This window comes from Mycobacterium sp. IDUB_17, assembly GCF_055419465.1.
Map to the genome: position 1 here is coordinate 150,603 of NZ_JBVAXS010000003.1, position 25,774 is coordinate 176,376.

Sequence of the window (25,774 nt, forward strand, 5' to 3'; positions counted from 1 at the left end):
CCTATTCGCCGATATTCAGGCGGCTGTGCACCGCCGCGATCGCCGCCGACATGTCTTCTCCGTTGATCTCACTGAGCTGCTCGACACCCAGACTCTCGAAGTCCAGCGACCGGGACAGCCGCATGTCGCGGTTCTGCTCACCGGCTTCCACCAGCTGCCGTGCGTAGCGACCGTTACCGGCGATGTCGAGCGCCGGCTTGTTGTTGAGCGTGCGCTGACTCAACAACGCGGCCGCCTCGTTGACCCGCTTGCAGGCGTCATCATCGAGCCACGAATCATTGGACTTGGCAATGACTTTGGCGATCTCGACAATGTCGTCGGGGGAGTACGAGTCGAACTCGATACGGGTGGCGAACCGGGAACGCAGACCGTCGTTGGCCTCCAACAAACGGTCGATGTCGTTGCTGTAACCGGCGATGATGACCACCAGACGGTCGCGGTCGTTCTCCATCCGGGCCAGCAGGGTGTCCAGCGCCTCGGTACCGAACGGGTCGGCACGGCCGTCGCGCTCCTGCACCAGGGTGTAGGCCTCGTCGATGAACAGCACGCCACCAAGGGCGCGATCGATCGTCTTGGCCGTCTTCACCGCCGACTGGCCTTCGTACTCCGCGACGAAATCCTTACGCGAGGTTTCGATCAGCTTGGGCTCGGCGATGACCCCGAGGCCGGCCAGGATGTTGGCCACCACCCGCGCGATCGTGGTCTTACCCGTACCGGGCGGACCCGCGAAGATCATGTGCTTGGAGGTCTGGGCCACCTTCATGCCGCGCGCGGCACGGATCCGGGCCATCTGGGTCGCCGCCCGGTAGGCCTCGATCTGCTCCTTGACCCGGCTCAGGCCGATCTGCTTGTCCAGTTCGGCCTGCGCCTCGGCCAGCAGCTTGTCGCGCCCCGAGGTATCGGCCACCACGCTGGACGGATCCCACGGATCGGTACGGGCCGCGATCTTCTCAGCGGTGGTGGTCTCCAGTCGATACGCCGGATCACGCAGCGCCGCAGTGACTTTGGGCTCAGGGAAGTTCGCCTGCAGCCATTCCAGGAGAACCTGCGCCGACTCTTCGTTGCCCTGGGCGCGCCGGGCCATCGCCAGGAACCAGGCGATGGCACGTGAACAGGCGGCCGCTGCCGGCGTACCGTCCGCGGCGGTGAGGCGGCGGTCTGCCTCGGTGAACAGCCCGAGATTGGCCGCCGCCACGCCATGGGCCACACCTGCAGCGGCCGCCAGGAAACTGTCCGGCCATTGCTCGGCACCGCGCACCTGGTCGATCACATCGGTCCAGCGTTGCGCCGCACCGTAGATCACTGCCTTGACCCAGGACACCAGATGCTCGGACCCGCCGGCCGGGGCATCTTCCAACGCCTCCATGGCGTCGGCGTAGTTGCCCTCGGACGCCTCCTGCACCGCGAAACCCAAGGTGATCGCCAGCGGCGAGTTGATCGGGTAGGAGATGTCCTTCCCGTAGATGCCGCCGATCGGGATCCGCGCGCCGACACCGTTCATCGAGATCTCGGCCGAGCCGGCCAACTGACCGAAGTTCGAGCGTGAATACCAGGCCCGGAACAACGTCACCCGGTCGGTGTCACCGCAGCGGATCCGGCCCACCCATGCGTCACACGCGGATTCGTCGTAATTGGTGATCTCGGTGAATATCTCGAGTGAACGCGCCGGAGAACCGCTCAGCATCCCGACGGCCGAGCCGAACATCCCAGCGAGGTGGTCAACCATGATCGCCTCCATAGCGAGTCGAAAAGACCTGGGCCCGAGCATCATCGGCTTGCTCGGGGGTGAGCAGATCCAGGTCGCGAGTCAGAAAGTCGCGGGTCGCCGCGTCGTCGTGCCCAAGCTCGCGCATTCCCGCGAGCATGAACGCGTACTGGGCGGACTTGGCCTGTTGAGCTGCCAGGCCCGCGATCACCAGGATCTCCTCGGCAAGATCCCGTTCGGTCAGGTTGGTGATTTTGGGAGCCAATTCGATCCGATGCACCCTGCCGTCCATGAACGCCGTCACCGTGACGGATTCGGGCGGATTGGTGACGATGAACAGTGGAACTGCAAGATTCTCGTCCTCGTCGACGAAAGCGTCAGATTCTGCGCCGCCAGATATGGCAGCGCCAAAAACAACTCCGTCGCCGTCGTACGTCCCGAGCGCATCCAGACCCGCGGCGTCCGAATCCTCTTCCGGGTACGAGAATTCCGGCACCGAGCGGTTGTCATAGTCGTGGTCATCGTCGTCCGGATGATGTGGCGGAAAGTCACCCACCGTTGCGGCCTCTCTCAGTGCAGGTAGGAGCTATCCGGTTCGGACTTGTCGAACCATGAACCCGACGGCAGGAACTCGATCAACCCTTCCAGGGCCCGCTGCAGGTTGTCCTTGGTTCCGGTCAGGAAACTGCCGTAGAGCTCCCCGTTCACCTTGCGCGGGATGGACACGATGCGCCCCTGCTTGGAATCGAGCACACCTGCGGCCACGTCGACCTGAGCAGTGGTGCCGCCCGGATTCCGCTCGGACACCACGAGTTCCACCCAGCTCTCGGGTTCGGAGATGATGTTCGCGTACACCCGCGCCGAGGTCGGCGGAATCCCGTAACCGGTCAGCTCGTCGGCGGTCCGGCAATTGGCCAGCGTCGCCGCGACACCGGTCAAGGGCTCGACACTGGCAGGCATGCCTTCTCCGAGCACCGTCATCACCATGCCGGCCAGACCCACCTGCGCGGCCACCCGCTGCAGCACCAGCATGTCGTTGTCGCGGGCGGCGACCACATGCCGACCGCCCTTGCGGCACACCACGAACCGGATCATCTTTCCGCCCACATCGCGGCGCCACCAGCGCCCCTCCAGTGTGCGGTCGGGCCGGCTCAAGGTGTCGAGCATGGCGGCCACCTCCGGGTGTGGGGTGCCGAAGACATCCAGCACACCCTGGGCCGTGAGATCCCGCTCGACCTGTTCCCACACAGTCTTGCGCAGGTCGGGTTGCGGAATGTTCAGCCGGATTCCCATCGACGGCGGGAAATCGGTCAGTCCCAGCTTGTCGGCGACCACCAGGATCCCGTCGATGGTCAGTTCGACCCCGACGACATCGTCGATCGCCTGCGTATTCGCGTCAGCGCTGTACGGATTGGTCATGAGTCCGCTCCGCCGCTACCGAGCAGTTCCACAGATGGCGTCGCCCATCGTCGAATCCGTCCGGTCATACCCACCCGCTGCGCGGGTGAGTTTTTCCCCGAGGTTCCGCGACACACTGGCCATACCGGTTCCGGCAGCTCGGCGCGCATTGAGCGCGGCCACGACGGCCGTGGCCGTCGACGACGAAATCGGCCCATGCGTGACCCGCACCGAGGCGTCGACACCATCGACCACCCCGGTAGCGATAGTCAGACTGGTCGCGGCCTGGCCTTGTTTGGCCGACAGCTCATACAAATGCGCGGTGGCAACCCGCAAATCACCCGCCATGAAATTCCCCTCGATCCCTGTCCCCGGATTCTTACCTGTCGATCACGGCCGCAGATCCGGGTACACCGCGATCTAATGTAGCCGCCGCTGCCATGTGCAGCTGGCCCTGCTCGAAATCCACCCCGACATGCACCGGAGCCGGACCCGCCACGCCGCCGCCGGCAGCCACGGGTTCCAGGTCAGGCGGCAGTGTCTTGGCAGGCTTGTCATCCCGCCCGGCGTCCAGCGGATCAGCCGGTCCACCCGCAGAATCCGCGTCAGACGGGCCTCCTGCCTGTCCCTCGTCGGGCCCGTCCCCCCTGTCCTCGCCGTCCTTCTCGTCCGCCTTCTCGTCCTCGGCGTCCTTCTCGCGGTCTTCGTCATCTTTGTCATCAACGTCGAAGCCCGCACCTCCCGACGCCTTCCCGAGCTGGGCGTCGTCAGCGCCTGTGCCACCCGCCTGCCCGGCCATCTGGGCCGCCTGTGTCCCTGCCTGGGTGGCCGCCTGCAACACGCCGCCCAGGATTCCGCTCAGCGGGCCCATCAGTGAGCCCAGAATTCCGCCGAGCACGCCGGCGGCATCGGAGGCCGCGGGTGCCGACGGCGCAGCTGCGGACGGCGCGGCCCCCGTGGCCGGCATGTTCGACGGCATCGAGGGAGCTGACATCGGCCCCGACAAGCTCGTGGGTGCGCCACCGCCGCCACCGCCCGGGGCGTCTCCTCCTTCACCGGATGTGGAGCCAGCGGGAGCCGCGACCCAGGGACCTTCCGATGCACCGGGGCAGGCATCTTCCGGCGCGGCGGACGCCTCGGGGTCGCCGGCCGCGGGCACGGACTCCGCGCCGACAGGGGCGGCGCCACCCGCCAGGGCCTCGTATTGCGCTGCTGCGCTGCGCAATACGGCTGCGTTCTGGTCGATATGCCCACACAGGGCCTTCAGATCGCCGCTCGAGTCGCCAACGGCCTTGGCCACCATCGCGAATTCGGCCGACATTTGGGCCGCCGGACCGAAACCCGGAATGATGCCCGCGCTCGTGGTGAGCAGGCTCATCGCGCCCAGCCAGTCAGAATGCCCGTCAAGACTGTCCCTGGTGACCGCGATCTGGCCGGCTTCGGCGGACAGTACCCCGGCGACCATGGTGTCCAACCCGAGCATGGTCTGGACCCGGCCGACCTGCTCGGCGTTGCGGCCGGCGTAGGCGCTGGCGCCACCGCTGTTCCAACTGTCATCCGGGAATGCCGACACGAGCACCTGCCCGACCGCGTCCATCTTGTCGGCCCCGGTACCGAAGCGTTGTCCGTCTTCCGGATCGCCGACTCCGGTGCTCTTCTTCATCGACGCGATGGTCTGCTGACCGGCGGCCAGGATGGGCGACCGGGCCGATCTGATCAGGCGCCGGCCGATCCGCGATCCGAAAAAGTTGGCGGCGTTCTGGCTGAGGGCGACGATTTGGCCGCCGAACTTGGCGACCTGCTCGAGTTCGGCACCCACGGTGTTGCGGGCGATGAACTCCCCGACCTTGGCGGCGCGCTCGGTCCACTTCAGATTGTTCTCGATCACGCCTTTGCCGAACTCGGCAATATCGCCCAGCAGTCCCATGCCCCGTATCCCCTTCGCCGGAACAGAGATTACCAGCGCATCTGACCCGGTCAGCGCACCAATTTCAGCCCTCCGACGGCGCCGAACAAGCGGCCCCGGAACCCCCTCGGACCATGGTTTATTGCAGTTGGGAAAGCATTTTCCCCGAGGTGTCCAACCGGGTGCGGACCGTCCCTGCGCGGGGTGTGGGGTGTGGCGATACCGGGGCACTTCGCCATGCCTGCCGGCGCGGATTCCCCCTCGCTTTTGGCGCGCGCCGAGTTTGCCACCCGAATTTGCTGCAGCGTAACTTCGGGCCGATTGTGGGCGGATCATGCAAGCCGGACTGGTTGTGGTCGATACTTGAGCACGGTCAAAGTTCCCTTGTGTTGCGTTCCGGAGGAGATTCAGGCGTGCCCGACCCCGACGACACCTTGCGTAGAGAGCTCGGCTGGACGGGTCCGGAGGAATCTCATTTCGAACCCGATACCCGTCCGACCCGACGCAAGCCGCCAGAGCCGCCGTCGATCCCCGGACGCGCTCCGGTCAATTTCGTGCCGTCGAAGGCAGCGGAAACCACTGAGCCCAACGAATCCGGGCCGTCGCAGGGCGTACCGACCGACCCCGACGCCGAGCGCGCCCGCAGCACGTTCCGGGAGGCACCACCCGCTCAGCCACAGCAGCAGGCACCCCCGCCGCCGGCACCACCCCCGCCGCCACGCGACGTCCGTCAAGCACCGCCGAACCAGGCTCCGCCCAACATGGGCCATCCGGATGCCCGACCCGATGCGTGGGACCAGCACCCGCCGGGCTGGCAGCTTCCGTCCCAGCGTCCGCCCGGGCCCGGGGGCCCGCCGCAGCAGCCCTACGGACCACCACCCGGCCAACCTTGGCCTACCGAAGGCGGATTCGCGCCGGATCCGGGTGGCGCACCCGGCGTGCCGCCACTGCCTACCGGCTCCTACGCCGACCGCATCCGGGTCAACGACCTGGTGCCGCCGAAGCGGCAGCCGCCGGGCAGTGGCTGGCGACTGTTCGTGTATCGGGCGACGTTCGGGCTGGTCAACCCCGGCCCGTCACCCGAGGACCTTCGTCAGGCCGAGTTGGAGGCCAAGATCAAGGGGCTCCTCCGCGGCCATTACAAGGTCGGGGTGATGGGCAAGGGCGGGGTGGGCAAGACCACCGTCTCGGCCAGCGTCGGATCGATCTTCGCCCAGTTGCGCCAGGACGATCGCGTGGTGGCCATCGACGCCGACACGTCCTTCGGCAAGCTCGGCAGCCGCGTCGACCCCCAGGCGCAGAGCTCGTATTGGGAGCTCGCCAACGACAAACACCTGGATTCGTTCGCCGATGTGCGCAGTCGCGTCGGCAACAACGCCGCCGGGCTGTTCGTCCTGGCCGGCGAGGGCACGCCGGCTCGCCGCCGGGTGCTCGACGCGGCCATCTATCGCGAGGCCACCACCCGACTCGACAGGCATTTCTCGATCTCGGTGGTGGACTGCAGTTCGACCATGGACTCGCCGGTGACCCAGGAAGTGTTGCGCGATCTCGACGGTTTGATCGTGGTGTCCTCGCCATGGGTGGACGGCGCCGCCACGGCCGGCCAGACGCTGGACTGGCTGGCCGCCCACGAGATGACAGACCTGCTGCAGCGCACGGTCGTGGTGCTCAACGACTCCGACGGCCACGCCGACAAACGCACGCGCACCATCCTGGCCGGACAGTTCTCCGGTCAGGGTCAGCGAGTGATCGAGGTGCCTTTCGACGGGCATCTGCGTCCCGGCGGCGTCGTCGATCCGCGAGAGATGTCGACCCCGACCCGGCGCCGGTTCCTGGAGATCGCCGCGGCACTGGCCGAGCACTTCCCGACCCACGACGATCGGCGGGACCGCTAGCCGGTCCGCTGATCAGCGCATCGCGCCGATCAGTGCCTCAAGAGCATGGACCGCGGGGGCGTCGACGGGGTATTCCGCCTCGGCGCGGGCCACGGTGTCCTCTGAAACACCTGCAGCCGTTGCGGTTTCACCGATCGTCAGGTTCGCCTGCCGACGGGCGGCATACAGGCGCTGCCCGAGGGTGGCTCCGGGCGCGGTGGCGGCCAGCGTGGTCAGCTCGTCGATCTGGCGTCGCACCGCGCTGAGCGCCTTGATCAGTGCCGGAGTCACCATGCTGAGCCGCGCGGCTCGAGCGGCCACCGCCTCGAGCTGACGAAGATCGGCCAGCACGGACGTCACCCGCGGGGTGAACTCGGGTTCTCCCACGGCCGGCAGCGTGGCGATCGTCGACTCCAGGGTGTTCACCGCCGTCAGGACCGCCTGGGCGATCAGCGGTACCTCGTCGCTGGCCGGTGGCGTGGTCGTCAACCGCGGTTGCGTGGTGACGACGGTCGGCGGTTCCACGGGTGCTGGTGCCGGCATCGCCGGATCGGGTACCGGCCCGCCCTGGCGCAGCCGGGCGATGGTGCCCGGCGGCCAGCGCAACACCTCTTCGAGCTTGAGCCGGGTGCGCTCGCGGGGCCAGCTGCGGCCCTTCTCGAACGCGATGAGGGCTCCGGCGTTGATGATCCCGTCGGCGGCGAGGCTGCGCTGGCTGATGTCGAGTTCGCGACGCCTGGCCGCAGCTGCAGCACCAGCGCGAATAAGTCCGACATCGAACTCGCCGGTGGCGAGGTCGTACTCAGCGTCGGTCATACGGGGCTGTTTCCTCGCCAATGTGCTCAGCCTCAGCCGAAGTGCTGAAGCGGTTGCCGGGACCCGTCAATCCTAACCCCAGACCGAAGCACCGCTACACCTTGGGTTTTTCGCATCCACAGCAAACAACTCCGATGCTACGGCTTCTTGACCGGACAAATCGATCTCCCGCTACGGGTACATACAGGTACCTATCGGCGTTCTGACGTGCGGTTTTAGATCCAAGCGGACTTTCCCCTGGTGATCCACCATCGTTACCAATGCAAATTTCCGTAGCGTTGCACCGCTGCGGTTTCAATCAAACTGTTGCATCGCTACGGTTCTTGCTATAGCGTTCCCCGCAACGCGGTACACACCGCAACAAAAGTCCTAACAGGAGCAGCAGCATGAACGCACTCATGGCCAACGGCATCCCGCTCGGCGTGTGCACCAGTGACCCGGAGCGGTGGACCTCCACCCCCGACGATCAGGCCAAGGTCATCTGCCGGGAATGCCCGCGGCGGTGGCTGTGTGCCCGCGAAGCCTGCGAACTGCCCCGCGCTGAGGGACTTTGGGCCGGCATCACGGTTCCCGAGGGGGGCCGGGGCCGCAGCTTCGCGCTGAAGCAGCTGCGATCGCTGGCCGAGCGCAACGGCTACCCCGTGCGCAAGCTGGGCCTGGTCTTCCACGAAGCCGCCTGATCCGCCGGCCGGCGCAACACCAGTACTTTTGTCTGGCCCTTGCCCTGCCGATTCGAGGGGACGGCAGGGCAAGGACAGGTTTTCCACTGGGGGAGGAATAGGGGCCCGGGGTGTGCCGTTACACCCGGGGACGGTGTCGGGCATTGCCCCGGGCCCCACACCAGAACCGTCGCTTCGAGCGACCACTCGCCGAGAGGCGCAGTGACGGCACCGTCCCCCAACTTCTCCTTCGGCTCCTACGCGAGCGTGGCGACCACGGCATCGAGCAGAGCATCCACTTCGTCCTCGTCGTAGCCGCGCTGAAACAGCGGCGGCTTGGGGAACGCGATATTGCGGACGTCATCGGCATCGAGGTGTCCGCGTCCGTCGAGCCGGCGGGCCACCAACGCCAGGAAGTCGTCGACCGACTTCTTGTCATAGCCCCGCTTACCCAGCGGCGGTTTCGAAAGCTCAGCGCCGCGAACATCTTCGGCAGTCAATCCCCCGGTCATGCCGGTCATGCTAACCGCGCGTGGTCCCGGCTGAACGCGGTTACCGTGAGGTTCATGAGCAATACCGATACGGCGCCTGCCGAAGTCACGTGCGCCAACTCGGAGTTCACCGGGGTCCTGCACCCGCGCGAGGTACCGCTGGGCGGCCCGCGCGCGATGCTCGTCCGTCGCACCCTGCCGCAGCGGGACCGGTCCATGATCGGCACCTGGTGTTTCGCCGACCACTACGGTCCGCACGACGTCCGAACCGCCGGCAGAGGCATGGACGTGCCGCCCCATCCGCACACCGGATTGCAAACGGTGAGCTGGCTTTTCGACGGGCTGATCGAGCATCGCGACAGCGCAGGAGTGCACGCCATGGTGCGTCCCGGCGAGCTCAGCCTGATGACTGCGGGCGCCGGAATCTGCCACTCGGAGGTCTCGACGCCGGAGACCACGATCCTTCACGGTGTGCAGCTGTGGGTGGCGCTGCCCGACGCCGCCCGCGACACCGACCGCGACTTCGCCCATTACGCGCCGCCGCCACAAACCGTCGGCGGCGCCACCATCCGGGTATTCCTCGGCGAGCTCGCCGACTCATCGTCGCCGGTGCACACCTTCACGCCACTGTTGGGCGCGCAGATCGACCTGGTTCCCGGTGCGGTGCTGACGCTGGATGTCGACCCGGCCTTCGAACACGGGGTGCTGCTCGACCAGGGAGCGATCGAGGTGTGCGGTACCACCCTGGCGATCGCCGATCTGGCCTACCAGGCCCCGGGGCGCGCACAACTGCAGTTGGCCAACCGCGGCGACGGCCCGGCCCGGGCAATCCTGCTGGGCGGGCCACCCTTCACCGAGGAGCTGGTGATGTGGTGGAACTTCGTCGGCCGCAGCCACGACGACATCGCCATCTACCGAGAACTGTGGCAGGCCAACGATGCACGGTTCGGCGACGTGCAGGGGTACGAAGGCCACATCGCGCGGCTACCCGCACCGCCCTTGCCCAATGGCCGGCTCAAGCCGCGCCCGCGCCCTTCGGGCTAGACGTTCAAGTATTGCGCGGTGCTGCCGCCCACCGGCATCTCGGGCAGCCCGAGCTTGCGGTGGTCCCAGCTGCGCTGCCGAGTGGGCACCACCCGTACCGCGATGCGGTTGTTCATCATCTGGTCGACGAACGGGCGCATCTCCTCGGTGTAGGGCCCGGTGTAGCGCTCCCACACGCTGATGCCCACGCGCAGAATCGTTTCCGGGTCATCGACGATCTCGGCGGTGCCGTCGATCGACACGCCGCGCAGCGTGTTGTAGGTGTCGCCGTCTTCGATCATCACCGTGATCGTCGGGTCGCGGCGCAGGTTGACCGCCTTCTGCGACTTGGCCTTGGTCTCGAACCAGATCTCACCGTCGAGCACCGCGTACCACATGGCCACCAGGTGGGGTCGGCCGCTCGACAGCACCGTGGCCATCGTCGCGGTTCGGCTGCGTTCGACGAATTCGGCGATCTCGTCGTCGCTCATGACGATCTTCGTGCGCTCGTTCTTGCCCACCTGTCACCTCTCTGCTCGGTCAGCTCACCATAGCCACGCGTCCTCAACCGCTCACCGACGCGGTCGCCAACCGGACGGTTCGGTTAGAACACACCGAACTGCGAGGTCACCCAGCGCACCGGGTCCACGCACCGGAATGGCGCAATACCCCTGGCGTGCAGACGGTTTCCGGTGGGCGGATGCCCCAGCGCCGACACCGCAAAGAACCGGCTGGCCAACCGCGCACCGGCCGACGGGTTCTCCACGGTCGACACGATCGCTCCGCCGTGCAAGCGCACCAGCAGGCTGCGCACCTCCTGGTGCAGCAGCCGGCCGTCCACATCGTCGTAGTGTTCGCCGTCGGAGGTGTCGCGCAGGAACGCCGCTCCGCCGTTGGACATGACCAACGCCCACTCCGAACCCTGCACGTCGCGCAGCGCGCGCAGCACGTCGAACTTGGACAGGATCACCGCCAGCTTGGGCTGGCCCGGGTTGACCGCCAACAGCAGATTGCCCAGCACCGAGCGCGGCTCCCCGCCGATGAACGGCTGGGGCGGCAGCAGATCCTGCAACTGGTCGCGGATCGACTTCACCCGCAACGGATCAAACATGAAGAACACCGCGTCGGCGTGGGCGAAGAACTGAAAGGGCGGCGCCCGCAGGTCACCGTTCTCCAGGTCTTCGCCTGCGACATCACGCAGCACCAGGAACCGGCGCACCCCGTGCCACACACCGACCGAGAACACCAGTGGCTCACGCTGATTCGGAGCCTGCGTGTGCACCGTCGGAGTGGGCGGCAACAGACCGCGCTGAACATACAGCGGGCCCTCGTAGTTGGCGGCGTAGTTCTGTGCGGTGGCGCGGGTGACCGGTTCCAACACGACACCGAACTTCTCGCACAACAATTCCAGCTGTTTGATCAGCACGGCGATGTAGAGGCTCTTGCCCGTCGCACGCGCACCGGCCAGCGCGATGCAGATGGCGTGCCCTTCCCGGAAGCCCTCGGGAAGCGTGAAATGGCAGACCGGGCAGATCTCCACCGCCGCTCCCTGCAGCGCCCGGCTGGCCTCGGACGGCGGCGGCGGCGGGCCGTGATAGCCGGCCGCGCGGGTCCAGGTGTACAGCGGGCCGCAATCGGCGGGTGCACCCACGTAGGCGGAGGCGACGTCGTCGCGGTAGCGGGTGCCGCCGGCCTGGGCCGGCAGCGTCCACAGGTGGTTGTTCGGGCTCAGCGGGGTGAAGCACCGCGGGCATTTGCTCATGTCAGCCCCGGCTCCCCCTCAGTCGCTCCGCCAGCGACGGTTGCTCACCCCGCCGCGTCAGCAGCCTGTTCACCATTTTGCGGTATCCGCGCATCGTCCCCTCAGAGGAATCGCCCGACAACTGCGCCATCAACACCACCACGGATTCCGCGTCGGCGCCGGACATGGTGGCCGCCACCTGTCCGGCCAGCACCCCAGCCAGCTGATCCACCGGGTCGAGAACTTGCGCGGTGGCCTCGGCCACCGCGGTCCGCAACAGGCCGATCGCCACCACCGTCACCGGCGCCAACTGGCCGCCCTCGACCAGCGGCAGCACTCGGGCCACCGCCTGTGTGCCGCAAGCATTTTCGGCGACCAACCCATTGCAGGCCTGCGGATACGGCTGACCGGAAAGTACGCCCAACAACGCGAACGCCAGCAGCCGCACCGAGAAATCCTGGTGCACAGACCCCGGCTCCAGACCGGCCAACACCTGATCCCACAGCGGCACATAGGAACTCTGGTGTGTGTGCAGGTAGCGCTGATGCAGCCACTCCCGCGGCTCGATGTGTCGTACGGCTGCACAGGCCACCGCCACGTTGTCGCCGTTGTCCTCGATCACCTTGCCGGCCAACAGGTGCAGCGCAACCGAGTCCGCAGCCCCCACCAGGGTGCGCAGCGCGGCCATCCTGGGCAGCGGCTCGGTACCGATCGCCAGCAGCAGATCCGCTGGATCCCAGACCGACGCCGCGGCGACGGCGGTGAAGTGCCCGGGCGCCGTCGTCCGCAGCCACCACAACTGTGCTCCGAGATCACCCGTGCGTTGCGGCCCGCGCCGCTGCGACCGCAGTCCGCGCAGTGCGGCACGGATCCACACCGGATCCCACGGCCGGGCCCCCGCGAGCTCGTCGCGCTCGGGCAGAGGGGCCGCGTCGGCCAGCCAGTCCAGTACGTCATCATCGATCGCGCTGCCCTCGGCGTCGCCCTCGTGCAGCAACCACGCCGCCAGCGACAGCCGGTCCGCGGCACCGATCAGGGCCCGCACCCCCGGATCTGCCAGGCCGGGCAGCACACCATCGGTCAGCGCGGCCCGCAGCCGATCATCGGCGACCCCGGCCCGCAACAGCAGGTCAACGACCCGCAGCAGCCGGGCGGGCCCCTGGTCCTGGCTACGCTCCAGGGCCGGCCCGATCGCCTTCCGCAACACCGAAGGTAGTGGTTTCCCGTGAAACATTCTCGGCCCCAATGGGATTGGACCGTTTTGCGTCAACCACGCGTCATCAGCAATCGCCCGGGCAACGTACGTGGCGTCGGCGAACGCCGCGCCGGCCCCGTCCGGCAACTCGTGCACGGCCCGCCAGGCGTCGGCCGTCGTGACACCTACCACGGCCGAGAACACGTCGGCGATGATGTGCGCCGCCTCGGACCCCACCAGCGCGCCCGAGGGCGAATGTGCGCCGATCACCTCATGCGCTTCAACGTGCGCGTCGGCGAATTCCGGGCGAGCGGCCACCGCCATCGCCATCGGCCAGGCGGGGTGCAGTCCGTCGTCGCGGACCTGGCTGGACAACGCGTCGATTTCCTCGAGCACACGTCGCGCCGACGCCGCATCGAGCAGCACCACCTGGGACATCACCGACCAGCGGGTCACCCGGATGCGATGCCCGCCCGCGGTGCAGTGTGGGTCACCACCGAGCTCACCCATCGACACCGGCTCGGATTCGCTGATCACCACCATGCCCGGTTCGATCACATCGAGATCCTCGACCGGTACCGCGCTGAGCACCTGGCCGTTGTGCGGCGCAACCTGCTCGGCACGATCAAAGGTCGAAAAGCTCAGACCTGCCGCGGTACCGGGCGACATCAGAAAACTCACCAGGCCGATCCACTGCGCCGCCGAATCCGGGGAATGCACGCCCAGCACCACCGGTGGGCCGCCGGCCAGTGCCGCGGCCACCGCGTCGAGCAGCGCAAACAGCGTGGCCAGTCGCCAGGCAGTGGGGTCCAGGGCAAAGGCCACCACGCTGTCCTTCGTCACCGCGCTGCCCAACTGGGGCAGTTCGCCGGGCAACTCCGCGCGAGCCACCGCGGCCGGCCCGTAGGGCTGCAGCCAGTGCGGCGCCCGCCACCACTGGATGGCCCGCGACCGCGGGTGGGTGTCAGGCGCCCGATCCAACAGCACATGCGCGAAGACGTTGCCGGGACGGCCCGTACTGTCCGACCCCGCCGGGCAGGTGTGCCAGAAGCCGGCACCGTCGCCGAGGTGACGGTAGGCCAGCCGGCGCGGGCCCTGCTCGAGCTGTTCCGGCGTGGGGAAATCCGGCACCGAGCCCACCGGACGGAAGATCGTACGGACGCCTGAGATCAGCGCCTGGGTCTCCGCGGGCGTGAGGTCACCGCCGGTTTGTTTCACCTGCCAACCGCCGACGGTCCCGACCGCATCGAACGACGTGTAGGCAAGCTGGCCGTACCGCGTCGTCATAGCACCGTCACGGTCAGCTGCAGAGTCTCTACCGGAGGGTCCAGCAGTGCGACAGTGCGCAATTGGATCGGGTCGGAAATGTTGACGAACAGCCGGATCCACCCGTGCAGGCCGCTGACATTCGCGGCCCAGAGTTCGCCCTCGCCGGAAGCGGTCAGTGCGGTCCAGCGCAGCTGCTTGGACGGCTGATCGGCGAGCTGCCCCTGCGCGTTGAGCGGCGCCACGTCGACCGGCTGACCGTCGTGCGCACTCAACGGCAGCCGCTGAGGATTGTTGACCAACACGAATGACGGCGACCCCGGAACGTCGTACTCCGAACGCACGGCGACGGTGGCCGTGGTGGGGAATCCGCCTGCGTCGCGGCCGATCCGGACCGCGTACTGCAGTCGCAACCGGCCCGGGTATTCGATACTGGCCACCGGCCCGGTCACTCGACGCCCGCCCGAGAACGTCACCGGCGCCAGATGTAGAGAGCATCCACCCACCGGAAGCGCACCGGTCAGGTGTAGCCCGCCGTACTTCTCGTACTCCTCGAGCGAGATCTCGAAAGTCCTGCCGGTCAGACCCGTCCGGGGATCGTGATCCTTGGGCGCCAGCGTCACCACCACGCCGGCCGCACCGTCCGGCCAATCGAAGGTCAGCACCTGCTTGTTGCAGTATTCGACGAGCTCGATGTCCCCGATCGTGCCGGTGTGCACCGCCGATACGGTGCGGCCCAACACGGCACGTCCGGCCAGGATCGTCACCGGGGTGACACAGGCCCGGCTCCAGCCCTGCGGCCAGGGCACCCCGGTCATCACGGTGCGGTGACTGCCGTCTGGTTGCGGTTGATCGACAACCCGATGCGGCAGCCGCAGGTCCGGCGTCAGCCCGACCTGCTCGAGGGCATTCTCGGGCAGCTCGGTGGAGACACCGCCGGCACTCGGACCGGTCTGGCTGAGATAGAGGACAACCTCGGCCCCCGGCGCCGCCCACGACACGTCGAGCGATTCACCGTCGAACGCGGTGTCGACGTCGATGTCGGTGACCGCGGCCAGCACAGCCGACACCTCGACATCGGCCTCGACCGGCTGCGAAAGTATGACCGCACCGTCGACGTCGACCGCGCACCGCACGCGATAGCGGTACCGCTTGCCGCGCACCGCACCGGCGTCGACGAACCCGGCCATGTTGTCGCTGTCGGTGAGGATCCGGTACCGCGCCTCGTCGTCCTCGACGTCGCCGGCCCCATCGAACGGGAGTCGGTAGACGTGCACGGCGCGGGTCGCCGGTGGTGCCGTCCACTGCCCGACGACCAGGCCGGTGTCCTCGTTGACGGACACATCGCTGACGGGGGCCACCAACACCCCTGCGGCGTGCAGCACCGGCCGGGTGCTCAGGGCATCCGCGCGCGAGGTTCCGGTGATCACCCACACCTGGTAGTAGCGCACCGGACCGGTCAACGGCCGGTCATCGCTTGCCGCCGACAACGGGGTTGCCGCGACGAGGTCGGCGTTCTCGGGTGACCTGGGTGCCCGGTCCTCGGCGCTGACCACCCGGTACAGCACCACGCCCCCGTTGGCCTCATAGTCCGGCCAGCTCAATTCCACGACATCGGGCCGGGATTCACCGTGACGGAACGAAATGGCGTGCACGTCCGCGGCTCCGGCCTGAGAGGGCGACGGAGTTTCCGAAGTACCGGTGGGGGTCCCGGCTTCCAGCTCGGCCAGCACCCGGGCCATCTCTTCGGCATGCTCGGCCACCGAACCCGGCAACATCTCGCGGATCTGCTCGACATCGGTGCGTCCGGACCTCAGGACGAGGCGCAGATGCGCCTCCTTGAAGCTGCGTGCCGCCACCGCGCCTGAGTCGACCAGCTGCTGGCGCCACGCAAGCAGCGGCGCCAGTCGCGGATCCGCGTCGTCCGGATCGTCGACGGGATACAGATCGGGCATCAGAACACCAAATCCCCGCCGGACGGCACGTCGGGATCGCTCCGCATGACCTGCTCCGGCAGCTCGAACAGTGCGAACTCCTGAGGTGTCAGACCCTCGCTGGCCTGCACACCCGGCAACGCTACCGCAGCAGCGGCCCCGTCACCGCCACATGGTGAGCCCGGGCCCGCTGCCATGACGACGCCGTCCACCGCATAAGTTCGGCACATCCCGGCGAATCGCGATCTGAGGGGGGCCATGTCATCTTCCAGCTCTTCTGCCAGCCGTGCCAGCGACGACGTGTGGGAAGTGATGTCGACGTCGCGCACGATCCGCCGGTTCACCGACGAACCGGTCGACGACGCAACGCTGACCCGCTGCTTGCAGGCCGCGGTCTGGGCTCCCTCGGGCGCGAATGCGCAGGCCTGGCGATTTGTCGTACTGCGGTCAGCCGAGCAGCGCGCAGTGGTGGCGAGGGCGGCCGCTCAGGCGCTGGCGGTGATCGAACCGGTCTACGGCATGACCCGGCCCGCCGAGAACGACACCAGCCGGCGTGCCCGGACCAATCGCGCCACCTATGAATTGCACGACCGGGCAGGCGAGTTCACCTCGGTGCTGTTCACGCAGCAGCGCTTTCCGACGGCCTCGGAACTGCTGCTCGGCGGCTCGATCTTTCCGGCCATGCAGAATTTCCTGCTTGCCGCGCGAGCCCAGGGTCTCGGTGCCTGCCTGACCAGCTGGGCCTCGTACGGCGGTGAACAACTGCTGCGCGAGGCCGTCGGGGTGCCCGAGGACTGGATGCTGGCCGGCCACGTCGTGATCGGTTGGCCTCGAGGTTCCCATGGACCGGTGCGCCGTCGCCCGGTCGAGGAGCTGGTCTGCCTGGACCGCTGGGACAACCCCGCGCCCTAAGCTGGAATCCGCGGCATCCGGAGGAGGTTCTCCATGGGTATGACAGCACCCGGACTGATGCCCGCCGCGTTCATCGGTCACGGCAGCCCGATGAACGCGATCGAGTCCAATCGATTCACCGCGGCCTGGCGCAGTTTCGGCCAGTCAGTGCCGCGACCGCGGGCGATCCTGGTGGTGAGCGCGCACTGGTACATCAATGCCACCGCGGTCACCGCGATGCCCCGTCCCCGCACCATCCATGACTTCTATGGATTTCCCCGCGAGCTGTTCGCGATCCAGTACCCGGCGCCGGGTCTGCCGGAGTTCGCCGAAGAGGTCGGCGATACGGTGCACCCGACCTGGGTCGGGGCCGACGTGGACAGCTGGGGCATCGACCATGGCACCTGGTCGGTGCTGGTGCACGCCTTTCCCGACGCGTCGATACCCGTTGTGCAACTGGCCATCAATGCCAATCAGACGTCCGAGTATCACCTGCAGCTCGGCGCGAAGCTGGCGCCGCTACGTGAACGCGGCGTGCTGGTGGTCGGCAGCGGCAACATCGTGCACAACCTCGCAGCCATGGACCCCGCCCGACCCCAGGACGGCTACAGCTGGGCCAAGCGGTTTGACGAGGCCGCCAGAGAACAACTCATCCACTCCCCCGCCGACATCCTCACCCTCGAAGCGCACCCGGACCATGCGGACGCGGTTCCCACCCCCGATCACTTCATCCCGCTGCTCTACTTCGCCGGCCTGGCCGGTGCCGCAACCGATTCCGCACGCAACCTGGACACCTTGGTCACCGGATACACCTACGGTTCGCTGTCCATGGCGTCCTACCTGCTGCATTGAGGCCGGCCGTTTCGCCGAACCCGCGCGGGTCGGCACGCTATGGTGACGGGCGTGTTGGGCCATGACAAGCCGGCGAACGCCGTCGGGGTGTAGGAAACGTGCGCGGAATCATTCTGGCCGGGGGCTCCGGCACACGACTCCATCCGATCACCATGGGCGTCAGCAAGCAGTTGCTACCGGTGTACGACAAGCCGCTGATCTACTACCCGCTGTCCACCCTGATCATGGCCGGCATCCGCGACATCCTGGTGATCACCACGCCTGTCGACGCCCCGGCTTTCCAGCGCCTCCTCGGAGACGGCTCTGCCTTCGGAGTGAACCTGACCTACGCCGTCCAACCGCAGCCCGAGGGCCTTGCCCAGGCATTCGTCATCGGTGCCGAGCACATCGGCACCGACACCGTGGCACTTGTGTTGGGCGACAACCTCTTCTACGGCCCAGGACTGGGCACGAGCCTGCGGCGCTTCCAGGATGTCGACGGCGGAGCGATATTCGCCTACTGGGTGGCGAACCCGACGGCCTACGGGGTCATCGAGTTCGGCCCGGACGGGACAGCACTGTCCCTGGAGGAGAAGCCCGCCGTTCCCAAATCCCAGTACGCCGTGCCGGGACTGTACTTCTACGACAACGACGTCATCGAGATCGCGCGATCGCTCCGTCCATCGGCCCGCGGCGAATACGAGATCACCGGAATCAACCAGACCTACCTGAGCCAGGGCCGACTCACGGTCGAGGTCCTGGCCCGCGGCACCGCGTGGCTGGACACCGGCACGTTCGACTCGCTGTTGGACGCCAGTGACTACGTACGCACCATCGAGCGGCGCCAAGGCCTGAAAATCGGTGTGCCAGAGGAGATCGCGTGGCGGGCCGGCTACATCGACGACGATCAGCTGGCCGCCCGCGCCAAGCAACTTCCCAAATCCGGCTACGGCGACTATCTGCTGGAACTGTTGCGCCGATAGCCGGCGTCATCACGCACCGATAGCCGAAAATCTGGCGCCGGGAAGGCCGAATCAGGTCACTTATAATTCGGTGAACGACCACACCGGGTCAGGAGGGACTGTGCCCGATCAGTCCGGCGTCGATAACGTCGACCCTCCGCCTCCTGCCAGCCGATAGCTGGTCACAGCCATGGAGCCGACACCGTCGAAGAGGGGGCAGTCTTGACCTATCCACCGCAATGGAACCCACCGCCGGGAGATCCGTTCGAAAACTATCAGTCGCCGCAGACGCCGAGCCCGGGCGGTTACTACCAGCCGATCCCCGGATGGTCCGGCTACGGCGAAGCGCCTCCGGCCGACCAACCACCCAAGCGGAGCCGCACGCCGCTGATCGTCGGCACCGCCGCGGGAGTCGTTGCGATCACTCTCCTGGTCGGCCTGGCGCTGTGGGGGTTCAACTCCCGCGGCAACGACACCGCTGGCATTGCCACCACCACCTCGGCCGCGGCGACCGATGAGCCCACCGGTACCACCACCGCACCGAGCTCCACCACTTCCAGCAGCTCGTCGGCACCGGCGGCGCCCCCGGCGGCACCGGCGGCGTGCGAGGGACGTGTCCCCACTGCCACACCGCAGACTCCCGCAGGGTGGAATCCGGTGGCCAGCCCGCGAGGCCTGAACTATGCCGTACCCGGCAACTGGGAAGTCAATGCCTGCACCGACATGGTGGGCTGGGAAAAGCCCTGCTCCGACGGGCCTTTCGGCTACTGCCCGATCCGCACCATGAGCGGTTCGACCTCGATTCCCAACGAGCAGTGTCCCAAGGGCAGCCGAGGGGTCACCGGCGTTCCCGGTGCGAAGAACACGCCCGATATCAATGAAGCAGTGCAGGGAGAAGCGAAGCTGGTCGCCGACATCTACACCTCCAAAAATGGTGTGGTGCCATCGGTTTCCCTGAGCCCACCCCGCAACTTCACGGTGGGCGGGGCACCTGCTGTCCAGATCGTGGCGACCGTGACCGGGATCGAGGGAGACAACTGCACCGGCACTTCAGCATTGCACTCGATGGTGGCCACCACCGTCCCCGGCCAACCCGGGTCGGTGCTGTTTGTCGTCTCGCTGGAGCAGGGCTATCCCGGTGCACCGGATCCTGGCTTGATCGACCAATTGGTGGGAACGCTGAATCGGGCCAGCTAGTCGCGATGTCCAGGGAGGTTGGCCGGTTCGGCTGACCGGCGGGGAGCCTCCGGGGTCACACCCGGAGGCCTGCACTTGTGGCACAGGTTGCCCCGAAACCATGCGGGACAACCTCCCTGGACCAGTCAGCGCTTGCCGGTGATCTTTTCGCCGATTTCACGAGCAAAGCTGAACCCCGCCGTCGGATTGTCACGTGAGCATCCCCTAGCGTCGACGATCGTATTCACCCGCAGGGCCAAGCCGCGACTGCAGCCGATGGCATCGGCGGCTCCGGTGATATCGGTGAAGATGCTCAAGTTCATGAACTGTTCCGCCGCGTCGTATCCGACGCCACCGAGTTTGAGCGTGTCGGCGCCCAGCCCCTCGTAGGTGGCGTTGATCGGGCCGGGACGGCAGCCACGCCATCCGCTGAGCTGTTTCTGGAACGCAGCCTCCGCGGTCGCGTTGTCAGGGAACAGCACCACGGCCTGAACCGCCTGGGCCGCCGGCCCAGCCTGCACCATCTGGATAACTACGTCCGTGTAACCCGTACCAGCATAAGCTGATTCGGCACCTGGAGCCCACACACCCGCACAATTCGGCGGTGTGACCGGATCGGTGGACAGAGAAGTTTCAACAGGTCCGGCAGTCAGACCCGGAGCCTTCAGCCGCTTGCCGATCTCCTCGACGGACAACAGCACACCCTGCAACTCGGATGCCTCCACTTTGCCGTCAGCACCGGGTGCCGCCGCCGATGTCGAGGTGGTCGCCGGGCTCTGTGACGTCGTCTTGGACCCCGATGCCCGCGCGCTGGTGGTGCTGGTCGCGCCGGCCCGATCAGTCGTGTCATCCCCGCCGGTCAGGTTGGTCGCCACCACGACGATCACCACCAAGAGCAGGAGCACCGTGCCGATCACACCTCCGATGATCCACGGCGTCTTGTTGCTGGGCGGCGGGGTGTACGGCCCGTTCATCATGGGCGGTGCGTTCCACGGACCTGCCGGACCGGCCTGCCACTGCGTACCGACAGGCGGCGGCGGCGGATACGGCGGCGGGGCAGAAGGCGATCCGGCTCCCCACGCCGGTGGGGCCGAACCCTGCTGGGGGTTCGCCGGGACCCAGGGTGACTGCGGCGGTTCGGGCTGGCCGCCTCCACCGGGCCAGCCACCTCCACCGCTCTGGAATGGGTCGCTCGGTCCTTGGTTCATACGGGAATCTTCCTGTCTTTCATGAGATGTCACGGAATGCGCGACAGAATCTTGGCGGCCAGCGTCTCCGCGTCGCGGCCGGGATCCGCACCGAACGCCACCACCACGTCGACGACCACGTTGTTCTTGGCTGCAACAGCCCGGACAATCGGGGTGTTCACAAGCAACTGCGGCCCGTCCAAGGTCGTGCCTCTCAGCACCGCTATCGAGGGATCAACCGCAGCTCTGGTCACCGGGTCGATCTGATACTTCGAAGTCAGCTGGGTGGCACCCACCAAGTGGTCGACCTGGCCGACGCATCCGTTCCACCGCTGCTCGATCGCCGCGGCTTGGGCGGTGGCCGACGCGGCATCGGGATACAACGTGATCCGTTCGTCGATCGCGCCCAGCTGAATCATCGTCTTGACCGGCAGGCCGTTGATCGAACGGGTCAATGTTGTTATCGCACCACTGTTTTCGTACATATCAACGGCCCCTGCGGCGATGGCGGTCATACAGCCCGCCGGAGTGAAGGCGTCTTGCGGGAGGGAATTCCAGGTGGTCATGTCGGTGGCACCGTAGGTACTGCTCAGCGGATTCACCTCCGCCTTCACCTCGTCGAGGCTGGGCAGCAGTCCCGGAAACTGCGCTTCGGTCACGACGGGCACCGCCGGCGGCGGCGTGGTGGTCGGGGTGGGCGAGGACGTCGTACCGGGCGCGGACACGGCGGTGGAACCAGGACGTGCCACCGGAGTTTCCGCCGGACCAGGGATCACGGCCCAAACCACCAGTGCCACAACGGCAACGGTGATCACCACGTAGGACAGGATCACGCCGGTCAACGCGCGGTTGCGTCCTGGTTGCCCGGTCCGCTTGATCTGCGACAGTCCGAGGTGGCCGAGCACCGCCCCGACCGGAGCGAATACGAAAGCGAACACCAGTGACAGCGTCGCGAAGGTGTTGACCGGCGCGTTCGGCGGCGCCGGCGGCGGTGCCGAGACGATCGGGGGTCCGCCGAAGGGTTGCTGCCCGCCCGGAAACTGTCCGCCGGGTTGCTGCCCGCCCGGATACTGCCCGAACGGAGTACCGCCGAACGGGTCACCGGACCCGCCGAACGGATCCCCCGGATCGCCAAATCCTCCGTGGGTCATGCGGGGATCCGCGACAGTATCTCGGCGGCGATACTCTCACCGCTGTCACCGAGGTTCCCCCCGAACACCTGCGCGTCGACCACCACATTGGCCTTTGCCGCCACCACCCGGACGTGGAGGAACTTCGATGATCCGTCCATCGTGCTGCTCACGATCGTGATCGACGGATCACGCGTAGCGCGGGTGGTGGGGCCAATTTCATAGAGCACCGTGCGGCTCCCGTCGTTGAACTTCAAGGTGACCTGCCCGGCGCACCTTCTCGACACTTCCAAGATCTGCGCGACCTGCCGGCGGTGGCGCCGAAAAGATCGGCGGGCCACCGTACGGCAGCTGCCCGAACTGGTCGGGCGTCCCCCCTGCAAAGGTCATGTCAGCCCGGGATCCGATCGAGGATGCGGCGGGCGATGGTGATGTGATCGTCACGCTGTTCCCACGCGAGGAACTGCGTATCCACCATCACGTTGGATTTGACGGCGATAGCCCGGAAGGTGAATACCTCCGGGGATCCAGGGCTGACGCTGAGCAGAGTCGTCACTCCGCCACCGACGTCTTCCACCGGCCCCGAATTGAACACCATCGGACTCGATTTGGTCGGTACCGTCAGCTCCCGGCCTGAGCACTGGCGCCACCTGTCCACGTAACGGGCGAACGCCTCTTGAGCGGCCTTCGCGTCAGCGAAGGCGACCACTCCCTGCCCGGTGACCAGATGGGCGGTTGTCTCTTCCGCCGATGTCGCGTACGCGCTCACGTAGTCGGTGCCCGCATATCCCTCTGGCGCCATGCCATAAAGCGACGCAGTGCATTCGGCCGGCGTCACGTCCCCATGCTGATCGATGACGCCGAACTGGACTTGGCTGGCGGTCAGGTTGGGCGCCTTCATGATGACGCGCAGCTCCTCGAGGTTCGGCAACAACCCGCGCAGTTCCGCAGATGTCACCGTCGGCTCGGGTTTCACCGTGCTGGTGGGGGCTGCGCTTACCTTCGGCACGGCATTGGCGGACGACGTGGTGGCACTCGTGTTCGCCTTGGATCCGTTGTGCACCAAGGCCGCCCAGACCACCAGCCCCACCACCAGCAGCACGATGAATGTGTAGGACAGCACGATGCCGATCAACGCGCGGTCGCGGCCCCGCTGGCCGGTGCGTTTGATCTGCGACAGTCCCAGATGACCCAGCACCGCCCCGGCCGGGGCGAAGAGGAACGCGAACACCACCGAGAGCGTCGCGAAGGTGTTGACCTCGGCGCTCGGCGGCGGCGGGGCCGCCGGAACCATGGGCGGACCGCCATATGGCGCCTGCCCGTATGGCTGCCCGAACGGCGCACCGCCGAACGGGTCGCCGGTCCCCCCTCCGTATGTCATGTCAACCCGGGATCCGATCGAAGATCTGCCGGACGACCCTGTTGGCCTCGTCCGTCAATCCCATGCCCAGGATTTGTACGTCCACAAGAACATTGGCTTTGGCGCCGATCGCCCGCACCATCCACACCGTTCCTTGGGGTCCCTCGTTTGCGCTGCGCAATCCCGTGATTCCCGGGCCACCGTCCTCTGGGCCACCGAGGGTGAAGTTCGCCGACCGGCCTTCATTGGTGAACGCCCAGGTAAGAGTCCGGCCGTTGCATTCACGCCAGATCTGAACGTAATTGGCCAGTGCCCGCTGCGCGGCGGCCGCGTCGTCGAAGATCGCCACCCCTTCCACCGCCTGCATGTCCACCTTCGGTTTCTGCGCCTGAACTGCCCAGGCGAGCTTCCGGTAGCCGCTGTTCTCGTACGGCCGCGGCGTGAAGACGCTGAACGAACCGGCACACTCGACCGGAGCGTAGGTCTGGGTGTCCGGGAGACCTATCTCAGGGGCGTCGCCGGGCGGGTTGTCGACCAGTTCCTGGTTGCCGGTGATCGCTCGCATCTCGTCGACGCTGGGCAACAGCGGTGCCATCCCCGCCGCCTCGATCCGTGGCGGCGGCGGTGGAGGCTTCGGCGCTGCCGTGGCCGAAGTCGACTTGGCCACGGCCGACGACGTCGTGGGGACGTCCTCCGCAACCGTCGTCGACGTCGCATGTGGTTCTCGCACCGCGATCCACACCACCAGGGCGACCACCGCCAGGGCAATGAACGAATACGACAGCGTCAGGCCGACCATGGCACGGTCCCGCCCACGCTCGCCGGTGCGGCGCACCTGTGCCAGGCCGAGGTGGCCGAGCAGAGCCCCCACAGGGGCGAACACGAATGCGAACACCACCGACAGCGTCGACAACGTGTTGTGCTCATCGGCACCCGGCTGCTGCATCGGCGGCGGCGCGTACTGCATCGGCGGCGGCCCAGCCGGATGTTGGGCAGGGTGGGGCGGTACACCCGGCCCCCCGAACGGATCTTCCCAAGGTCCCCCGAAAGTCACTGCTAGAGCACCCCGAAACTCGACGTCACCCAGCGGATCGGGTCCGCACACCGGAATGGCGCGATGCCCCGGGAATGCAGCCGGTTTCCGCTGGGCGGCTGGCCGAGGGCAGACACCACGAAATACCGGTGATGCAATCGGATTCCGGTCGACGGATTCTCGACTGCGGCGACGATGGCTCCGCCGTGCAATCGGGTCAGCAGGCTGCGGACCTCCTCATGCATGAGTTCCCCGCCCACTTCGTCGTATTGCGGACCGTCCGAGGTGTCCCGCGAGTAGGCGGCTCCGGGGTTGGACATGATGAGGCTCCACTCGGAGCCCTCGACGTCACGCAGCACCCGTAGCGCATCGAATTTGGAGAGAATGACCGCGAGCTTGGGTTGTCCCGGCCCCACCGCCATCAGAACGTTGTTGAGCACCGAGCGCGGATCGCCCCCGCTGAACATCTGCGCCGGGAGCAGATCCTGCAACTGGTCGCGAATCGCCTTGACCCGCAACGGGTCGAACATGAAGAACACCGCATCGGCGTTGGCGAAGAACCGGAACGGCGGAGTGTGCAGGTCGCCCGATTCCATGTCCTCACCGGCCACGTCGCGCAGCACCAGGAACCGACGCACCCCGTGCCACACACCGATCGAGAACATCAGCGGCTCACGCTGATTGGAGGCCTGAGTGAGCACCGTCGGCGTGGGCGGGATCAACCCGCGCTGTACGTACAACGGGGACTCGTAGTTGGTTTCGTATGCCTGGGCGGTGGCCCGGGTGACGGGCTCCATCGACACCCCGAGTTGCTCACACAGCAGTTCCAGTTGCTTCACCAGCACCGCTATGTAGAGACTCTTGCCGGTGGCGCGGGCCCCGGCCATGGCGATGCAGATGGCGTGGCCTTGGCGCCAGCCCTCGGGCAAGGTGTAGTGACACACCAGGCAGATCTCGACCGCGGGTCCCTGCAGTGCTCGGCTGGCTTCGGCCGTCGGTGGCGGCGGACCGTTGTGCCCAGGGGGGCGGGTCCAGGTGTAGAGCGGACCGCACTCAGCGGGTGCGCCCAGATACGCCGAGGCGATGTCGTCGCGGTAGCGCGCCCCGTTCGCCTGCGGTGACAACGTCCACAGATGCTGGTTCGGGTTCAGAAGTGAGAAACAACGCGGGCACTTGCTCATTCGCGGTCCATCTTC

General features: G+C 67.1%; 25 protein-coding genes. 7 read left to right on the forward strand and 18 right to left on the reverse strand.

What is annotated here, in order from left to right:
• Nucleotide 1: 1 nt before the first annotated feature.
• From eccA to ACZYZ7_RS13760, 5 genes are read right to left on the reverse strand one after another with little or no spacing between them, the layout of a single operon-like run.
• Entirely contained in the window at nt 2–1,726 is a 1,725-nt protein-coding gene (eccA, locus tag ACZYZ7_RS13740) for a type VII secretion AAA-ATPase EccA (protein WP_450070921.1), read from the reverse strand.
• Nucleotides 1,719–2,261 carry a YbaB/EbfC family DNA-binding protein gene (locus ACZYZ7_RS13745; RefSeq protein ID WP_463741147.1) on the reverse strand — a complete coding sequence of 181 codons (543 nt, stop codon included), beginning with the start codon at nt 2,259–2,261 and terminating at the stop codon, nt 1,719–1,721. The genes eccA and ACZYZ7_RS13745 overlap by 8 nt, the downstream gene beginning before the upstream one ends.
• A gap of 14 nt (nt 2,262–2,275) precedes the next feature.
• On the reverse strand, nt 2,276–3,124 hold the full coding sequence (locus tag ACZYZ7_RS13750; protein ID WP_450070923.1) for an ESX secretion-associated protein EspG: 849 nt from the start codon (nt 3,122–3,124) through the stop codon (nt 2,276–2,278).
• Nucleotides 3,125–3,139: 15 nt separating this feature from the next.
• Nucleotides 3,140–3,451 (reverse strand): ESX-1 secretion-associated protein, encoded by a 312-nt coding sequence (locus ACZYZ7_RS13755; protein ID WP_135451371.1) that lies wholly within the window; start codon nt 3,449–3,451, stop codon nt 3,140–3,142.
• 31 nt (nt 3,452–3,482) lie between these two features.
• Nucleotides 3,483–5,030 carry an EspA/EspE family type VII secretion system effector gene (locus tag ACZYZ7_RS13760; RefSeq protein ID WP_463741148.1) on the reverse strand — a complete coding sequence of 516 codons (1,548 nt, stop codon included), beginning with the start codon at nt 5,028–5,030 and terminating at the stop codon, nt 3,483–3,485.
• Nucleotides 5,031–5,422: 392 nt separating this feature from the next.
• On the opposite strand from ACZYZ7_RS13760, the gene ACZYZ7_RS13765 reads away from it, so the two are divergent.
• Nucleotides 5,423–6,904: a MinD/ParA family ATP-binding protein gene (locus ACZYZ7_RS13765; RefSeq protein ID WP_463741149.1), complete on the forward strand. Its 1,482-nt coding sequence runs from the start codon at nt 5,423–5,425 to the stop codon at nt 6,902–6,904.
• 12 nt (nt 6,905–6,916) lie between these two features.
• On the opposite strand, the gene ACZYZ7_RS13770 is transcribed toward ACZYZ7_RS13765, so the two are convergent.
• Nucleotides 6,917–7,699 carry a helix-turn-helix domain-containing protein gene (locus tag ACZYZ7_RS13770; protein ID WP_135451368.1) on the reverse strand — a complete coding sequence of 261 codons (783 nt, stop codon included), beginning with the start codon at nt 7,697–7,699 and terminating at the stop codon, nt 6,917–6,919.
• Between the two features lie 386 nt (nt 7,700–8,085).
• Here ACZYZ7_RS13770 and ACZYZ7_RS13775 point away from each other — a divergent pair, with 386 nt between their 5' ends.
• A complete protein-coding gene (locus tag ACZYZ7_RS13775; RefSeq protein ID WP_135451367.1) occupies nt 8,086–8,379 on the forward strand; it encodes a WhiB family transcriptional regulator in 294 nt (97 codons plus the stop codon).
• 236 nt (nt 8,380–8,615) lie between these two features.
• Here the strand turns inward: ACZYZ7_RS13775 and ACZYZ7_RS13780 are convergent, their stop codons facing one another.
• Nucleotides 8,616–8,879, reverse strand: a complete 264-nt coding sequence (locus ACZYZ7_RS13780; protein ID WP_450070928.1) for a DivIVA domain-containing protein — start codon at nt 8,877–8,879, stop codon at nt 8,616–8,618.
• 45 nt (nt 8,880–8,924) lie between these two features.
• On the opposite strand from ACZYZ7_RS13780, the gene ACZYZ7_RS13785 reads away from it, so the two are divergent.
• On the forward strand, nt 8,925–9,893 hold the full coding sequence (locus ACZYZ7_RS13785) for a pirin family protein (protein WP_463741150.1): 969 nt from the start codon (nt 8,925–8,927) through the stop codon (nt 9,891–9,893).
• Here ACZYZ7_RS13785 and ACZYZ7_RS13790 read toward each other — a convergent pair.
• The 5 genes from ACZYZ7_RS13790 to ACZYZ7_RS13810 all read right to left on the reverse strand — a co-directional run bounded on the left by ACZYZ7_RS13790 (nt 9,890) and on the right by ACZYZ7_RS13810 (nt 16,268).
• Nucleotides 9,890–10,393 carry a pyridoxamine 5'-phosphate oxidase family protein gene (locus ACZYZ7_RS13790; RefSeq protein WP_135451364.1) on the reverse strand — a complete coding sequence of 168 codons (504 nt, stop codon included), beginning with the start codon at nt 10,391–10,393 and terminating at the stop codon, nt 9,890–9,892. The genes ACZYZ7_RS13785 and ACZYZ7_RS13790 overlap by 4 nt on opposite strands.
• Nucleotides 10,394–10,476: 83 nt before the next feature.
• Entirely contained in the window at nt 10,477–11,634 is a 1,158-nt protein-coding gene (locus ACZYZ7_RS13795; RefSeq protein WP_135451363.1) for a hypothetical protein, read from the reverse strand.
• A 1-nt stretch (nt 11,635) separates the two neighbouring features.
• Nucleotides 11,636–14,095 (reverse strand): GAP1-N2 domain-containing protein, encoded by a 2,460-nt coding sequence (locus ACZYZ7_RS13800; RefSeq protein ID WP_463741151.1) that lies wholly within the window; start codon nt 14,093–14,095, stop codon nt 11,636–11,638.
• Nucleotides 14,092–16,029, reverse strand: a complete 1,938-nt coding sequence (locus ACZYZ7_RS13805; protein WP_463741152.1) for a hypothetical protein — start codon at nt 16,027–16,029, stop codon at nt 14,092–14,094. The genes ACZYZ7_RS13800 and ACZYZ7_RS13805 overlap by 4 nt, the downstream gene beginning before the upstream one ends.
• Nucleotides 16,029–16,268, reverse strand: a complete 240-nt coding sequence (locus ACZYZ7_RS13810; RefSeq protein ID WP_463741153.1) for a hypothetical protein — start codon at nt 16,266–16,268, stop codon at nt 16,029–16,031. The genes ACZYZ7_RS13805 and ACZYZ7_RS13810 overlap by 1 nt, the downstream gene beginning before the upstream one ends.
• Here ACZYZ7_RS13810 and ACZYZ7_RS13815 point away from each other — a divergent pair.
• From ACZYZ7_RS13815 to ACZYZ7_RS13830, 4 genes are all read left to right on the forward strand, one after another.
• Nucleotides 16,267–16,920, forward strand: a complete 654-nt coding sequence (locus tag ACZYZ7_RS13815) for a nitroreductase family protein (protein WP_135451359.1) — start codon at nt 16,267–16,269, stop codon at nt 16,918–16,920. The two genes, ACZYZ7_RS13810 and ACZYZ7_RS13815, sit on opposite strands and share 2 nt — an antisense overlap.
• A gap of 57 nt (nt 16,921–16,977) precedes the next feature.
• Nucleotides 16,978–17,751, forward strand: coding sequence for a 4,5-DOPA-extradiol-dioxygenase (gene ygiD, locus ACZYZ7_RS13820; RefSeq protein WP_450071024.1), 774 nt, complete (start codon nt 16,978–16,980; stop codon nt 17,749–17,751).
• A gap of 98 nt (nt 17,752–17,849) precedes the next feature.
• A complete protein-coding gene (gene rfbA / locus ACZYZ7_RS13825) occupies nt 17,850–18,713 on the forward strand; it encodes a glucose-1-phosphate thymidylyltransferase RfbA (protein WP_135451358.1) in 864 nt (287 codons plus the stop codon).
• A 201-nt stretch (nt 18,714–18,914) separates the two neighbouring features.
• A complete protein-coding gene (locus tag ACZYZ7_RS13830) occupies nt 18,915–19,889 on the forward strand; it encodes a DUF8017 domain-containing protein (protein WP_463741154.1) in 975 nt (324 codons plus the stop codon).
• Nucleotides 19,890–20,014: 125 nt separating this feature from the next.
• On the opposite strand, the gene ACZYZ7_RS13835 is transcribed toward ACZYZ7_RS13830, so the two are convergent.
• The 6 genes from ACZYZ7_RS13835 to ACZYZ7_RS13860 form a co-directional block, all read right to left on the reverse strand.
• Nucleotides 20,015–21,076: a sensor domain-containing protein gene (locus ACZYZ7_RS13835; RefSeq protein ID WP_463741155.1), complete on the reverse strand. Its 1,062-nt coding sequence runs from the start codon at nt 21,074–21,076 to the stop codon at nt 20,015–20,017.
• Nucleotides 21,077–21,105: 29 nt separating this feature from the next.
• Entirely contained in the window at nt 21,106–22,206 is a 1,101-nt protein-coding gene (locus ACZYZ7_RS13840) for a sensor domain-containing protein (RefSeq protein WP_463741156.1), read from the reverse strand.
• Entirely contained in the window at nt 22,203–22,526 is a 324-nt protein-coding gene (locus ACZYZ7_RS13845) for a sensor domain-containing protein (RefSeq protein WP_463741157.1), read from the reverse strand. Before ACZYZ7_RS13845 ends, ACZYZ7_RS13840 begins: the two co-directional genes overlap by 4 nt.
• Nucleotides 22,527–22,576: 50 nt before the next feature.
• Nucleotides 22,577–23,566, reverse strand: coding sequence for a sensor domain-containing protein (locus ACZYZ7_RS13850; protein ID WP_463741158.1), 990 nt, complete (start codon nt 23,564–23,566; stop codon nt 22,577–22,579).
• 1 nt (nt 23,567) lies between these two features.
• Complete coding sequence (locus tag ACZYZ7_RS13855; RefSeq protein WP_463741159.1) at nt 23,568–24,512, reverse strand: sensor domain-containing protein; 945 nt, start codon at nt 24,510–24,512, stop codon at nt 23,568–23,570.
• An 89-nt stretch (nt 24,513–24,601) separates the two neighbouring features.
• A complete protein-coding gene (locus ACZYZ7_RS13860; RefSeq protein WP_135451353.1) occupies nt 24,602–25,759 on the reverse strand; it encodes a hypothetical protein in 1,158 nt (385 codons plus the stop codon).
• Nucleotides 25,760–25,774: the final 15 nt, after the last annotated feature.